At 70.1% G+C, this 13,836-nt stretch carries 11 protein-coding genes and 1 pseudogene; 7 read left to right on the forward strand and 5 right to left on the reverse strand.

Annotated features, from left to right (window positions below; genetic code table 11):
* The first annotated feature begins 15 nt into the window (after nt 1–15).
* The 3 genes from BU204_RS40785 (at nt 16) to BU204_RS17745 (ending at nt 1,807) form a co-directional block, all read left to right on the forward strand.
* Nucleotides 16–180, forward strand: a complete 165-nt coding sequence (locus BU204_RS40785; protein WP_198942906.1) for a hypothetical protein — start codon at nt 16–18, stop codon at nt 178–180.
* Nucleotides 181–364: 184 nt separating this feature from the next.
* Nucleotides 365–835, forward strand: a complete 471-nt coding sequence (locus BU204_RS17740) for a DUF4383 domain-containing protein (protein ID WP_075126805.1) — start codon at nt 365–367, stop codon at nt 833–835.
* A gap of 156 nt (nt 836–991) precedes the next feature.
* Nucleotides 992–1,807: an arginase family protein gene (locus tag BU204_RS17745; protein ID WP_075126806.1), complete on the forward strand. Its 816-nt coding sequence runs from the start codon at nt 992–994 to the stop codon at nt 1,805–1,807.
* Here the strand turns inward: BU204_RS17745 and BU204_RS17750 are convergent.
* Nucleotides 1,784–2,401 (reverse strand): urea carboxylase-associated family protein, encoded by a 618-nt coding sequence (locus BU204_RS17750; RefSeq protein WP_075126807.1) that lies wholly within the window; start codon nt 2,399–2,401, stop codon nt 1,784–1,786. The genes BU204_RS17745 and BU204_RS17750 overlap by 24 nt on opposite strands.
* Complete coding sequence (locus BU204_RS17755) at nt 2,398–5,172, reverse strand: AfsR/SARP family transcriptional regulator (RefSeq protein ID WP_233160389.1); 2,775 nt, start codon at nt 5,170–5,172, stop codon at nt 2,398–2,400. The genes BU204_RS17750 and BU204_RS17755 overlap by 4 nt, the downstream gene beginning before the upstream one ends.
* Before the next feature lie 377 nt (nt 5,173–5,549).
* On the opposite strand from BU204_RS17755, the gene BU204_RS17760 reads away from it, so the two are divergent.
* Together BU204_RS17760 and BU204_RS17765 are read left to right on the forward strand one after the other, a co-directional pair.
* The gene (locus tag BU204_RS17760) at nt 5,550–6,434 is read left to right on the forward strand and encodes a hypothetical protein (RefSeq protein WP_075126809.1); all 885 of its coding nucleotides are present in this window, start codon (nt 5,550–5,552) and stop codon (nt 6,432–6,434) included.
* A gap of 13 nt (nt 6,435–6,447) precedes the next feature.
* A complete protein-coding gene (locus tag BU204_RS17765) occupies nt 6,448–7,107 on the forward strand; it encodes an extensin family protein (RefSeq protein ID WP_075126810.1) in 660 nt (219 codons plus the stop codon).
* A 468-nt stretch (nt 7,108–7,575) separates the two neighbouring features.
* On the opposite strand, the gene BU204_RS17770 is transcribed toward BU204_RS17765, so the two are convergent.
* Complete coding sequence (locus tag BU204_RS17770) at nt 7,576–8,286, reverse strand: winged helix-turn-helix transcriptional regulator (RefSeq protein WP_233160390.1); 711 nt, start codon at nt 8,284–8,286, stop codon at nt 7,576–7,578.
* 77 nt (nt 8,287–8,363) lie between these two features.
* Here BU204_RS17770 and BU204_RS17775 point away from each other — a divergent pair, with 77 nt between their 5' ends.
* Nucleotides 8,364–9,740: an MFS transporter gene (locus BU204_RS17775; RefSeq protein ID WP_083661402.1), complete on the forward strand. Its 1,377-nt coding sequence runs from the start codon at nt 8,364–8,366 to the stop codon at nt 9,738–9,740.
* 59 nt (nt 9,741–9,799) lie between these two features.
* Nucleotides 9,800–10,567 (forward strand): VOC family protein, encoded by a 768-nt coding sequence (locus BU204_RS17780; protein ID WP_075126812.1) that lies wholly within the window; start codon nt 9,800–9,802, stop codon nt 10,565–10,567.
* A gap of 228 nt (nt 10,568–10,795) precedes the next feature.
* On the opposite strand, the pseudogene BU204_RS42160 reads toward BU204_RS17780, so the two are convergent.
* Nucleotides 10,796–10,948, reverse strand: a pseudogene (locus BU204_RS42160) (transposase); the annotation flags it as partial.
* A gap of 67 nt (nt 10,949–11,015) precedes the next feature.
* Nucleotides 11,016–13,832 carry a carbohydrate-binding protein gene (locus BU204_RS17790; protein ID WP_075126813.1) on the reverse strand — a complete coding sequence of 939 codons (2,817 nt, stop codon included), beginning with the start codon at nt 13,830–13,832 and terminating at the stop codon, nt 11,016–11,018.
* Between the last annotated feature and the right edge of the window lie 4 nt (nt 13,833–13,836).

Genomic DNA, 13,836 nt, shown 5'->3' on the forward strand with positions numbered 1-13,836 from the left:
CTGTAGCGTAGGCGCATGCGCTGGTGGAAGATCCTGGGCGTCGCGGGGCTGGCCGGTGTCGCGGCCACCGGCGCGGTCATCGCCCGCGGCGAACGGCGCCGCCGTGCCTACACCCCCGACGAGATCCGCGAGCGCCTGCACGCCCGCGCCGCCGAGGCCGGCGACCGTCCCCGGTCCTGACCGCCGTTCGGCGACAACTCCCCCGTGCCGGGGAACCTTCGCCCACCCCGTCACGTCCTCCACAGCAAGACGATCTATCGCAGGGGGGTCGGCGAACGGAGATCCGCCACGCGCGCTGGTTTGATCCACAGCGGGGCGGGGCATCCGGGTCGCACCGAGGACGATGGGCCGGGAGGATCGGTAGATGAGGGAGAACACGGGGCGGCTCGCCGTCGCCGCGATTGCCGCTGTGTTCGTGCTGGCGGGGGCGATGAGCCTGGCGGCGGGCAGCGGTTCGGGGGTCGTGTACCTCGCGTTCGGGGTGGTCGGCTTCGCCGTGGTGGGCAGCGCTCGAGGAACGCGGTGGTTCCTGATCGGCGGCGCCGTGCTCTACGTCCTGTGGCACTTCGTGATCAGCACGGAGACTACCTCCCTGTCGCTGTCCGCCAACGACTGGCTCAACCTCTGGTTCGCCGGCAGCATGATCGCGCTCGCGTGCCTGCTCGAGGACCGCTCCGAGCCGGTCGAGGAGCGCCAGGACCAGCGAGAGGACTGGCACGGCGAGCGGGTGCTGACGGTCACCGTGCCCGTGGGCCCGGCCATCCGCCCGCGCCGCCCCCGAGCCGCCGCAGGCAACCGGCCGCAGGCGCGCCGCCGGGACGTGTACGTCGCCTAGGTAGGTGTACTGCCAGGTGGAGTTACCCGCGCACACGGCTGAGATGCAGCGCCTGCTGCGGCAGAACCGAGCGGGATGGACGGATCCGTCGTCGCGTTGACCGACGACCGACCGGGATCGCGGTCCCGGACCATCTCATCCCCTCGGAGAACAGTCATGACGACAGTCCTGTGTGTGCCGCAATGGCAGGGATCCGCTTCGACAAGGGCACCGGCGTTGGTTCCCGGTGCCTACCGGACCGCCGAGTTGGTGCCGGCGGACACCGTGGTCTCGGTACCCGTTGCCGATGACGTTGCCGACGGCGGTGCCGATGACGTTGCCGACGGCAACATCGTGGACGGGATCCGCGCCTCCCGGAAGCTGGTCGAGAACCTGAGGCGGACGGGTGACGTGCTTTCGGAGATCGACGATTTCGTGATCACCGTCGGCGGCGACTGCGGAGTGGACGTCGCGCCGATCGCCGCGGCTCGGCGCCGCTTCGGCGACGAGCTGACGGTGCTGTGGATCGACGCGCATCCCGACGTGTACGGGCCGGGGGAGTTGGCTTCGGGGGCGTTCCACGGCATGGTCGTGCGCACGCTCCTCGGGGACGGGCCCTCCGCGCTGACCCCGACGTCGACACTGGCTCCAGCACAGATGATCCTTGCCGGGGTCAGGGCCGGCGGTGCCGGCGAACGCGAGTACCTCCGCCGGACCGGTCTCCGCGTGCACGGTGTCGAGCAGTTGGAGGCGGCGTTCGACGGCCTCTCCGGCCCGACGTACGTCCACATCGACCTGGACGTGCTCGATCCCACCGAGTTCGGCTCGGTCTGCTATCCCGAGGCGAACGGCGTCCGGTCCTCGCGACTGGTCGAGCTGGTCTCCCAGGTGGACGATGTCGTCGGCGCGGCGATCACCGAACACGCCCCCGTCGGCGAGAACCCCGCCGAGGCCGAGATCATCCGACGCCTAGGCGCGGCCTTGCGTCGGTGACCCGGCTCCCTCGGTGATCCTGACCCGCAGCGGTTTCGCCGCGCCGCCGTTGGCGGTCGTCGCCGCGCAGGCGGTGACCGCCACGAGCAGCTCGCGTTCGGTCCGGAAGGTCACGCTCTGGCCCGCCGCGGTGGCCGGCGGGAGGATCGCCAGCCCGCCGTCCTGCCCGACGGCCACGTTCATGAACACGTTGAACGCGATCGTCACCGTCGCCGCCGGTACCCCGAACCCGCCCAGCGACGCGGTCAGGTTGTCCAGGCAGTTCGGGTGCGGTTCGGTCACCCCGTACCCGATCTCGTACATCTCCTGGCTGCACGGCGCCCACAGGAAGTCGTGCGTGCCGACCTCGTCCTCCACGATCGTCAGCAACGGGCGGCTGCGGCGCGAGTACAACACCGAACCCGTGGTCAGCCGGATGCTCTCGCCGTAGTCGAACGTGCGGCCGTTGCTCAGCCCGTCCTCGAGGTCGTCGGTCGGGACCGCGAAGACGTCGCCGGTCTGGCTGCCCTCGACGTCGATGACCTCGACCAGGCTCCGGGGCGGGACCCGCCACGCCCTCCCGCTCATCGCGGGCACCAACTCGCCGGGGTTCACGAGGACGTCCCTTCCACCATGGCCGCCGACCCCAGCGGAGAGCGGGTTTCCGCCCGTCGGGCGAGGCGGTCCTGGAGCCGGCCGTGGCGGAACTGGTGGACGGCGCCGACCTGGCGGAGGATCTCCCTGCGGTGGGCGTCCTCGAGGAACCGCATGAGCCGGAGCGGCAGGTGTCCTCGGCCGGCCAGGTACAGGCGCGCCACGGCGAACGCGCCCCACGCTCGGGCCAGGCAGACGGACAGCCCGACGGCGACCGCGAACAGGACGCCGGCGGCGACGGCGTGCTCGAGGCTCGTCGCCCGGGGGAAGAACAGGCCACCGACGACGGCGCCGGCCAGGCCGTAGCAGAGCGCACCCGGCCTGCCGAGGAGGAACCGGCCGACCAGGCCCGAGGTCAGGCCGCTGGACAAGGCCAGGACGAGGCTGAACTCGCCGTCGAGGATCACGGCCAGGGGAACGCGCTGCGGATGGCTGAAGCACATGCCGTAGAACAGGCCGAGGGAGGCCATGAAGGAGAGGGTGACGATCCAGGCGGCCCTGCGGTCACCGCGCAGGACAGTGGTCGGACTGGTGACGCGGTCCACGTCGACGGGCGTGTCCAGCCAGATGTGGGTTCCGACGGCGAGCCCGAAGACGGCGGCGAGCAGCATCGTGTGGGGGACCGACAGCGACCACGGCAGACCGAAGGCGACCCCGATGGACACCCCCGCGACGAACCTCCGGAGATAACGCCCGCCGGTTCCGCGCAGGCGGAGCTCCGCGCGCAGTGGACCGGGACGGTGCCCTGTCCGGTGGGCGACGTACCCGGCGGCGAGGAAGGCCAACCCGTAGACCGCGCCCTCACGCGGGCCGGCGGCGACCCAGCCGGTGAGGCCGAAGACGACGGCGGCCGGGGCGCTGAGCATCAGGCACATGAGCTGTGGAGGCACCGCCCGGTCCAGGCGCCACCAGGCAAGGTCGTAGGTCCGCTGCTCGTGCAGGTGCCGGGCCAGGTACGCGAGCCATCGTCGTGCTTGGGCGGAGTCGTAGGACCGGCGCAGCCGTGGCCGACCCCGCGGCGGCGGGGGCCGGTCGGCGTAGGCGGTGGGCAGACAGGCGTCGAGCAGGTGTTCCTCGATCCGCTCCGCGTCGTCGAGCCGAGCGGTGTCGCACAGTTCGCGCGGGTCCGCGCTCGGGCTCGCGTAGGCGGCCCGGGCCAGGTCGATCATCAACGGGGTGCGTAGCGCCTGGGCGAGCGGGCCGGTGGGGTTCTGGTGCAGGTGGTCGACGACCGGGTCCCAGCGGGTGTCGCCCGCTCGGGCCCGTGCGGTGAGGAAGCGAATGGCGGCCTCGAGGTCGACCGGCTCGATCTCGACCACGGTCGCTCGGGTGAGCAGGGATCCGGTTCTCGTGACGGCGCGTTCGTACTCCGTGGTGCGGCACGTCACCACCAGGGGGCGACCAGCGGTGACCGCGTGGTCGATGGCCTCGATCGCGGCGGCGTGCAGTGCCGGGGGCGTCTCGTCCAGGCCGTCCAGGATCGGGATGATCCTCCCGTCGAGGACCAGGCGGGCAGCCGCGTCGGGGCCGTACTCGGCGGTGTTCGCCAGGCCGGGGTAGTCCTCGAGCAGTCGGGCGGTCAGCCACTGGTGCAGGTGTTCCCGGTGCGGGTCCCAGGACGCGACCGGCAGCAGCACGGGGATCGGCTCGTCCGGTTCCGGGTCCGCCAGGAGCCCCAGGGTCAGCTGGATCGCCATGACCGACTTCCCCGCGCCGGGCTCACCGAGGATCACGAGCTGTCGGTGGGGCGCCTGACGGAACGTCGCCACGATGTCGGTCTGGTCGGGTTCGACGGCGCGGCCTGCTGGAACGCCCGTCCGCGCCGAGACGGGTCGCGCTGTGCTGCACCAGCGCAGCGGTACCGGCTCGGGCCGGTGCAGGGAGCGGCGCTGTGCCTCGGCCGTCCACTGCCGGGTGACGGCCACGGCGAGATCCTCGACCGCCGGGTCCCGCCGGACCGGGGGTGCCTGCGGCGAGGGGGCGACGGACGTGCCCGGCGCACGGGGCACCGGTGGTGGTGCCGCGAGAATCCGTGCGTGTGCGGCCTGTACCTCGGCGCCGGGGTCCACGCCCAGATCCTCGACGAGGCGGGTCCGCAGGGCCTGGTGTACGGCGAGGGCGTCCCCCTGCCGGCCGCTGGCTGCGAGCGCGGTCATCAACCGTGCGTGCGCGCCCTCGTCGAGGGGGTGCTGCGCGACCACCTCGGTCAGCTCCTCGACGACCCTGTCGTACTCGCCGAGCTCGAGCTGCCAGTCCGCGCACCGCCGGATGGCGTGGAGCCGCTGTTCGTTCAACCGCATGACCGGACCGGCCAGGGCGACGGCGTCGAGCCCGGCCAAGGCGGGACCGCGCCACAGTCGCAGCGCCGCGCGCGCCGCGAGCACCGCGGCACGGTGGCTCCCCTCGGCCGCCCGCCGCCGGGCGGTCTCGAGCTCCCGGTGGAACCGCAGGGCGTCGAGCTCGGAGTCCGACACCACGATCCGGTACCCCGGACCGTCGGTGACGATGACCGCGCTGCCCCGCCCGAGGCGTTCGCGGAGCGCGGAGACGCAGTTCTGGACCTGCTTGGTGGCGGTCGCCGGCGGCTCGCGGTCCCACATCGCCTCCACCAGCCTCGCCGTCGGTACCACCGAGTTCGGTGCGAGCAACAGCGCGGCCAGCACCCGCTGATGGCGAGGGCTGGGCAGCATGACCCTGCCTGCCTCTGAGCTGACCTCCAACGGCCCCAGCACCCGAAACTCCACGTCCGCCGCCTCCCAGCAGGCTTCAGGGCGTCTCGATGCTACCGCCGGGACCAGCGAGGCCGAGTCCTCCGACGGCTGTGACGACGCGAGGACGAAACGAGGACGGACGGCCGCAGTGTTCTCGATGGTCACGCTGTTCGGGGAACCGGGCTCGGCGGGAGCGGTTGACATTGGGGGTCCGCTCCCGCCTTCCGGCCGGCTGGCCGGCCTCTCGCCGTCCACTCGAAATCTGGCAACTGTTCACAAAGTATCTCGGTATTTCGTTGCCGAGGGACACTCGGGCACGGTTCGCTGAGGGCCTGCGGATCTTCCCCCTGCAGGGCCCGTTCCGCGGGGCCCACCTCCCGACGCGAGGAGTTCCCCCCATGACATCCTCCGGATCACGCCTGACCAGGCGTTCTTTCGTCGGTGCCGTAGCCGGTCTCGGTGCCGCCGCCGCGACCGGCACAGCGCTCCACGGCACCGCATCGGCCAGCACCGCCGCCGCGGCACCGGCCAAGGTGGACCGAGCGGTCGGCCTCGGCCTGCTCGGCGGCGCCGTGCACACCCTCGGCCGTAGTGCCGAGGGCTGGGTCCTGGTCGCCGCCGACGGCACCGCCCGGGCGACGACCGGCCTGGGCGGCGCCGAGGTCAACGACATGACGACGGCGCCCGGCGGGCTCGTCGCGGTCGGCGCCACCAGCGACGGTGCCCGGTCGGTGCCGTCGGTGTGGGAGTCGGTGGACGGTCTGGCCTGGCGCCGGACCAGCGAGCTGACCGGGCTCGACGGGCACCTCACGGTCGTGGGCAGCTACGGCTCGGCGGCCCTCGCGGTCGGCGCCAGCCTGACCCTCGAACGCGCGCCAAGGCAGCGGATCGTGGTCCGCCGCGACGCCGCCGGGTGGGCGCTCGTCCCGACCACCGGGCTCGCCTACACCGACCAGTGGACCGCCTCGGCGGTGGCCGGCGGCGCGGACGGGTGGACGGTGTCGACGGTGGACGCTTCCGGGAGCTCGGTGGCGACCTCACCGGACGGTCTGGACTGGACACCCAGCGCCCAGCTCGTGGACGTGGCGGTGCGCTCGCTCGCGACGACCGGTGCGGGAATCCGCTGGGTCGGCAACGCCATGGGCGGGTCCGGCGCGGTGACCGGCGTGGTCGGCGCCGACCGCCGCCCGGTGCCGGTACCGCAGGAGGCCCAGGCCCTGGGGACGGTCGGCGACCGCTCCTACTGGCTGGTCGATGGCCGCATCGTGTCGGCGACGGTCTGAGGGAGAGGCAACCATGATCACTTTCAGCAACATCGACGGCACCCCGGTCTACTACTGGCGGACGAACCGCGGCAACACCACCACCCGCAACTGGAACGCGACCCAGGCGTTCTACGACCGGCTGGTGCTGTGGATCCGCGACCTGCGCAGCCTCTCCTCGGCCTACGGCAGCGTGTCCTACGTCGTCTCGGCCGGCTTCTACGTCAACAAGGCCGGTCAGCACGGGGCGGGCACGGCGATGGACATCGACCACATCCGCTGGTCCAACGGCACGACCACCTCGCCGCTGGACCGGGCGCACGCCTCCGGCACCCAGCAGATCCGCCGCCGCTACCTCGCCCTGGACGCGGTGGCCCGGCGACGGTTCCGGTTCGTGCTCGACGGCTGGTACAACGCCGAGCACGCCGACCACATCCACGCCGACTTCGGCGGCCTGCCGACCACCTGTGAGACGGGGTCGGAGAGCGACACCAAGTTCGTCCAGGCCATGTGCAACAACTTCATGAACTCCGGCCTCGCCGTCGACGGCGACTGGGGACCGCTCACCCAGAGCGCCTTCAACACGGCCAAGTCCCGACTGGCCGTCACCGGCGACCCACACTCCAGCAGCAGCGTGTGGGCGGGAATGATGTCGAAGGTGGCCCAGAAGGGCTTCGCCAACCAGGCGTTCTGAGGCACGAAAACCGTCACCGTGGCGCCCACGCGGGCGCCACGGTGGACGGTAGGCCCTCCACTCAGGGAACAAGGAAAGCCCCTAACCTCCCCGGGCTCCCTCGTACAGGCCGTCTCGTGGCTCCGGGGGATCGGTGTCAAGGGGCGAGCGAAGCGAGCTCGCGTCAGCGACGCCGAAGGCGCCCTTTACACCGATGGCCCGGAGTACGACGATTTCCGGCCGAGGGAGCGGTGTGGCGTGTGAGGGCTCCCTCGGCCGACAATGGTCTAACGCCACATCGTCGGCCTCAAGAGCGCCTGACGGCGTCGCTGCGCGATGGCTTCGCCACTCTTGACCCCGACGATCTGGCGCTAGGGACGGCCTATACGAGGGAGCCCGGGGAGGTCTAGGGGCTTTCCTTGTTCTTTGTTCCTTGGTCCTTCGTGATTGGTGGCTTAGAGCGTGGGTTCCGATTTTCGGTGGGTTTGCTCAGCTGCCGTCATTCGGGCGAGGGAGCGTACTGGCGTCCGGATCGATCGGCAGCGGGGGCTGCCGGAACGAGCCGATCAGCCGGACGATGGCCCTCCGGTTGCCTTCGATCATGATCAGGTTGTCGGCGATGGCCTGGTCCAGCGGACGTCCGGTATAGATCAGATCGCGCAGGATGGGCGGGCTGGTGGTGATTACCGCGTCCGGCGAGACCGCGGCGGCGCGGGCGACCTGGATCTCCGGACCGTCCAGGACAACTTGGAACCGGTCCGGCTCGAGCTGGAGTTCGTACTCGACACGTCGCGTCGAGCGAGTCCGCGGCCGGTAGGTCGCGCGGAGTGCGAACATCAATGCGTCGGTGCTCAACTCCGCGCCGGATGTGATCGGCAGGTCACTGCCCCAGCGGGCTAACTCCAGCAGGATCGGTTCGAGGCCGCGCCCACGCTCGGTCAGCCGGTACGCCTGGGTGGCGGCGGGCGGCCCGAGTCGGATCTGTTCCACGATGCCGTCTCGCCGCAGCTCGCGGAGCCGTTGCGCGAGGACGTTCTGGCTTGGCCCAGGCAGTCCCCGGCGAAGATCGGTGAAGCGTTTGGGTCCGAAGACGAGCTCACGGACCATCAGCAGCGCCCATCGTTCGCCCACCAGGTCGAGCGCCCGCGCGATACCACACGGATCGTCGTAGCTGCGTTCGCCGCGCATGGACACATCCACGTTCAGAGTCTGTTTTGTGTGAGTACTAGCAGGTGCTATCTTAGCACTAAATAGGAGTCGGGAGTCAGGCGGGGGTCATGACTGCGGAGAACAGGACCGAGACCGCCGCACCAGCGGTGCCCGAACCGTGGCGGCGTAACGTCGCGCTGTTCTTGACCGGACAGACGGTGTCGCTGTTCGGCTCGATGATCGTGCAGTTCGCCGTGATGTGGTACGTGACTCTGGAGACGCGGTCCGGTCTGGCCGTCGCCCTCTACGCGATTGCGGCATTCGCGCCGCAGGGGGTGGTGTCGATCTTCGGCGGCGTACTGGCCGATCGGATCAATCGGCGGAGGCTGGTGATGGCGGCCGACGCCGGGATCGCTGCCGCCACGTTGATGCTGGCGCTGTTGATGATGAACGGCATCACCGATCTGTGGCTCATCTTGCTCGCGGTCGGCGTACGATCGCTCGGCGCCGGCGTACAGACGCCGACCGTGCAGGCGATGATCCCGCAGATCGTGCCACCCCATCAGTTGATGCGGGTGAACGGGGTGTTCCAGACCATCCAGTCGATCATGGCGCTGGCGGCACCGGCGGCCGCGGCGGCGATCTACGCCGCGGCCGGTATCGTGCCGGTATTCTTCCTCGACGTGGTCACAGCGGTGATCGGGATCGGATTCCTCGCCCGAGTCAGCGTTCCCACACTGACCCGAGTGGCGCAGGCCACGACCAGCTGCCGCCAGGATCTGGTGGAGGGAATGCGGTACATCTGGTCGCGGGGGATCGTCCGCTGGCTGATGGGCGTGTTCGCGATCATGTTCGTGTTGACCGGGGCGCCGGGCTTCATCACCCCGCTACTGATCGCCCGCAGCTTCGGTTCCGAGAAATGGATGCTGGCCGTGCTGCAGATCGCCTTCACTGTCGGCATGATGCTCGGCGGTGTCTTGGTGGCAACCATACTCGCGAAACGGAGCCGGATCGGGTTGATCCTGTTCGCCACGTACGGCTTCGCGATCTTCATCACGCTGCTGGGCGTTGCCCCGAATCTGTGGGTCTTCTACGGGTTCATGTTTACGATTGGCCTGCTGGTGCCGTTGTTCTCGACGCCATTCACGACGCTGATCCAAGAGACCGTCGAGCCGGAGAAGCACGGTCGAGTGTTCAGCTATGTCGCAGTCGTCATGGCACTGGGCAACCCGATCGGCATGGCCGTGTTCGGGCCGCTGGCGGACGTAATCAGCGTCGAGAGCCTCTTGATCGCGACTGGCGCGGTCGGAGTCGCGGTGATGACGATCGCCATCATGCTGCCGTCCGGACGCGCAGCGGTGGCTGCTGCCCGCGCACCAAGTCCGGGGTCAAATGGCGAGGGCACACCGAAGGATCCCGAATCGGATCCGGAAGAGCCGGTGGCGGGGTTCCCGGCGGCTGCACCTGGCCAGTCGAACTCGACGACGAGGTGCAACGATTCCTGAATCAGACATTAGGTTCCGGGGTCATGCGGGACAAGATCGGGACACGACAAGGAGAGACGATGAGCGAGCTGACCACCACGCAGCCGGCTGGCACACCGACCTGGATCGACCTGGGCATCCCGGATCTCGACCGCGCGATGACCTTCTACGGCGCGTTGTTCGGTTGGGAGTTCGATGTGGGACCGGCGGAGTTCGGCCACTACACCCAGTGCTTGCTACGGGGCAGACCCGTCGCGGCCATCAGGCCGAACCCCGATCCCGACGCCACGGACTTCTGGTGGAACGTCTACTTCGCGACGGATGACTGTGACGCCGCGGCCGCCCGAGCGCGGGACGCGGGCGGTTCGATCATCACCGGTCCGATGGACGTGCTGGACCAGGGCCGGACGGCGATCATCAAGGACACCACCGGTGCGCAGTGTGGACTGTGGCAGGCCGGTGCCCACATCGGCTGCGAGATCGTCAACGAGCCGAACGCCCTGCTCCGCAACGACCTGGTCACCGCGGAATCCGGGCCCGCGCGCGACTTCTACGTCGCGGTCTTCGGCTACACGTTGGATACCAACCCGGACATGCCTGAGCTCGACTTCACGTTCCTGCGCAGACCGGATGGCCACGAGATCGGCGGCATCGCCGGTGACCCAAAGGCCACAAAGTCCCGTTGGGGGACCTTGTTCCAGGTGGACGACGCCGATGCGGCGGCGCGGCGAGCGGTCGACGCGGGTGGGAGCTCGGCCGAGCCCTACGACATGATCTACGGGCGGGTCGCGAACATCACGGACCCGTTCGGCACGCAGTTCGATGTCGGCGCGGCGATGACGAGCTGAACCGGCGGTCAGCTGTACGCCAAGCTCGGATTCACAAAGTACGAGCGTCGATCCGTCCGCTTCGCACGACGCGCAGGCTTCTCGACCTACGTCTCACCGAGACTCATGCAGACCAACCTGACCGAGACATCCGGCTGCCAGCGAGGTTCGGAGAACGACACTGGCAGCAGCAACATGAACTGCGTCCGCTGAGGAACCCCAATCGGACAGAAGCTGAGTCCGTGCGGCAACGCCGGTCTTGAGCACGAACACGATCCCCGCCAAGGCGACCCGGTCATCAACCGGCAACCGGCCTGGATACCGACTTCGACGCGGAGGCCTCGGTGGCAACAACGGCTCCACCCGCTGCCACAAGGTGTCAGGCACCAACTCCTCGATCACCAAGACACCATGCCCGAACTTGATCAACTACTGCCAGCCGACACACCGCTCATTCTGAAACGACTTCTTAGTAGTGGAGTGTCAGTGTGTCGATGTCGAACAGGGCGCCGGTGCCGCCGGTGAAGGTGAGGAACAGGGGGCCGGAGCCGCCGGTGAGGGTGGTCGACACGTTCTGGAAGGTCTCCCAGTCGCCGGTGGGGGGTACCGCGACCGAGCCGAGTACGGGGCCGGTCTGCGAGTCGGAGCGCACGGTGATCGTTCCGCCTGGGCCGGCGGAGGAGATCCGGGCGGTGAACGCCGTGGCGTTCGCCGTCGACAGCTGGGCGTAGCCGGCCCAGTCGCCGTTGTCGATGTAGCCGGCCGTGGTGCCGCCGCTCGCCGGCGGGTGGGCCGCCGGCTGCACGCCGCCGGTCGAGGTATACGCCTCACCCTCGGCCGAGAGCGTGGTGGCCGTCCCGGAGGGGCTCAGCGTGAAGGCGTCCACGTCGAACAGTGCGCCCTGGCCAGTGGGTCCGGTGAACACCAGGAACAGCTGGGTGGTGCCGGAGGGCGCTCCGGTCAGCGGCGTCGAGACGGTGGTGAAGGTGTCCCAGCCGCCGGTGTTGGGCACCCCGACCGACCCCAGCAGGGTGCCCGTCGCCGATCCGGCGCGGACCTGGAGCGTGCCGCCGGCGCCGCCCGAGGACACCCGGGCACTCAGGCTCGCCGCCCCGGACAGCGCGTACGGGGTGAACGAGACCCAGTCGCCGTTGTCGACGAAGCCGACCGTCGCGCCGCCCTCCGCGCCGCCGTGCTGGGCGAGCTCGATCCCGGACTGGGCGCTGAAGTGCTCGCCCTGCCGGTGTCGGGGTTGGAGCGTGCGGATGCTGTGAGTGGTCAGGCCGCCGTTGTCGGTGTACTCGGCGTCGAGCACGCCGTACACGTTCGCCGCCGGGTCGTGTTCGCCGTCGACGGGGGTGGCGATCGTGCCCGAGCAGCCGGTGACCGAGCTGAGCTCGTGGTTGTGGCTGTCGTGCCCGAGCAGGTAGCGGACCTTCACCCGCGAGCAGTTGATCGTCCCGTCCTCCGGGTCGGACACGCTCACCTGGAAGCTCACCGTGTCCCCGAAGGAGAACAGCGCGCCGTTCGGCGGCTGGGAGAGCGTGACCGTCGGCGCCGTGTTGCCGACGCTGACCTGCACGTTGGCCGACCCGGTCAGGCCCTGCGGGTCCCGCACGGTGAGGGTCGCGGTGTAGGTCCCGTTGGTGGTGTAGGTCTTGGTCGGGTTCGCCGCCGTGGACGAGCTGCCGTCGCCGAAGGTCCACTGGTAGGTCAACGCCCCGCCCTCGGGGTCGGAGCTGCCGGCGGAGGAGAAGTTCACGGTCAGCGGCGCCGGACCCGACGTCCGGTCGGCGGTGGCCTTGGCGACCGGGTTGCGGTTCTGCCCGCCGATGTACTCGACGCGCCAGAGGGCCTGGTTGTTCTGGCCGGTGCCGTAGTCGAGCACGTAGAGCGCGCCGTCCGGGCCGAAGGCCATGTCCATGACCTGGGTGCCCGTCCAGGGGAAAGCCCCGATGTCGCCGACACCGCCGCCGCTCGTCACCTCGATCGCCTTGATCCAGCGCCGGCCGTACTCGCCGGCGAAGAAGCGGCCGTCGAGCGACTGCGGGAACTTGACCGCCGAGCCGAGGTTCGGGTCGAACCGGTAGACCGGGCCGCCCATCGGCGACTCCGAGCCGCCGCCGAACTCCGGCGGGGTGCCGCTGTCCCCGCCGTACCTGATCCACGCCGGCCGGGGAGCCGGCAGGGTGCGCAGGCCCGTGTTGCGGAAGGAGTCGTTGGTGGGGCCGCCCGCGCAGTCGAACTTCGCGCCGGAGGGACCGGACGGGAACTGGTAGTCGTTGTAGGTCTCGGTCGGGGTGTTCGTGCCCGTGCAGTACGGCCAGCCGTAGTTGCCGGGGCTGGTGATCCGGTTGAACTCGACCTGTCCGCCCGGGCCGCGGTTGGGGTTGGTGGCACCGGCATCGGGTCCGTAGTCGCCCAGGTAGACGATGCCGGTCGCCTTGTCCACGCTCATCCGGAACGGGTTGCGGAAGCCCATCGCGTAGATCTCGGGCCTGGTGCCCGCCGTGCCGGGCGGGAAGAGGTTGCCCGCCGGGATCGTGTAGGAGCCGTCCTGGGCGACCTTGATCCGCAGCACCTTGCCCCGCAGGTCGTTGGTGTTGCCCGAGGAGCGCTGCGCGTCGAACTGCGGGTTGCGGTTGGCCCGCTCGTCGATCGGGGTGTAGCTGTCGGACTGGAACGGGTTGGTGTCGTCGCCCGTGGTCAGGTAGAGGTTGCCGGCCGCGTCGAAGTCGATGTCCCCGCCGACGTGGCAGCACTGGCCGCGGTCGTTGGGCACACTGAGCACGACGCGCTCGCTCGCCAGGTCCAGGGTGTTGTTGGTGGCGAGCACGAAGCGGGACAGGCGCATCTCGCCCTTCCACCGGTCCCAGTCCGCCTGCGTGCCCTCCGTCGGCGCGTCTCCGGCCGGTGTGGACAGTGCGGGGGAGTAGAAGAGGTAGATGAAGCGGTTGGTGCTGAAGCCGGGGTCCACGCCGACACCCTGGAGGCCTTCCTCGTCGTGGGTGTAGACGTTGAGCCGGCCGGCGGTGGTGGTGGTACCGGCGGCGTCGGTGACGCGGACGGTGCCGTCGCGCGCGGTGTGCACGACCGAGCGGTTGGGCAGCACGGCGAGCGACATGGCCTCGCCGAGCTCGCCCCCGCCGGCGGCGAGCTGGATCTGTTGGTAGTCGCCGGGCGGGATGACCGAACCGGCGTGTGCCGCGGCGGCGGGCACGATCGTGGCGGCGACCACGGCGGCGGCGGTGAGGCCGACGCGGCGGCGCCTCTGCAGGGTGGACATCGGT

Origin of the sequence: Actinophytocola xanthii (genome assembly GCF_001921205.1) — a bacterium.
GTDB classification, from domain to species: Bacteria; Actinomycetota; Actinomycetes; order Mycobacteriales; family Pseudonocardiaceae; genus Actinophytocola; species Actinophytocola xanthii.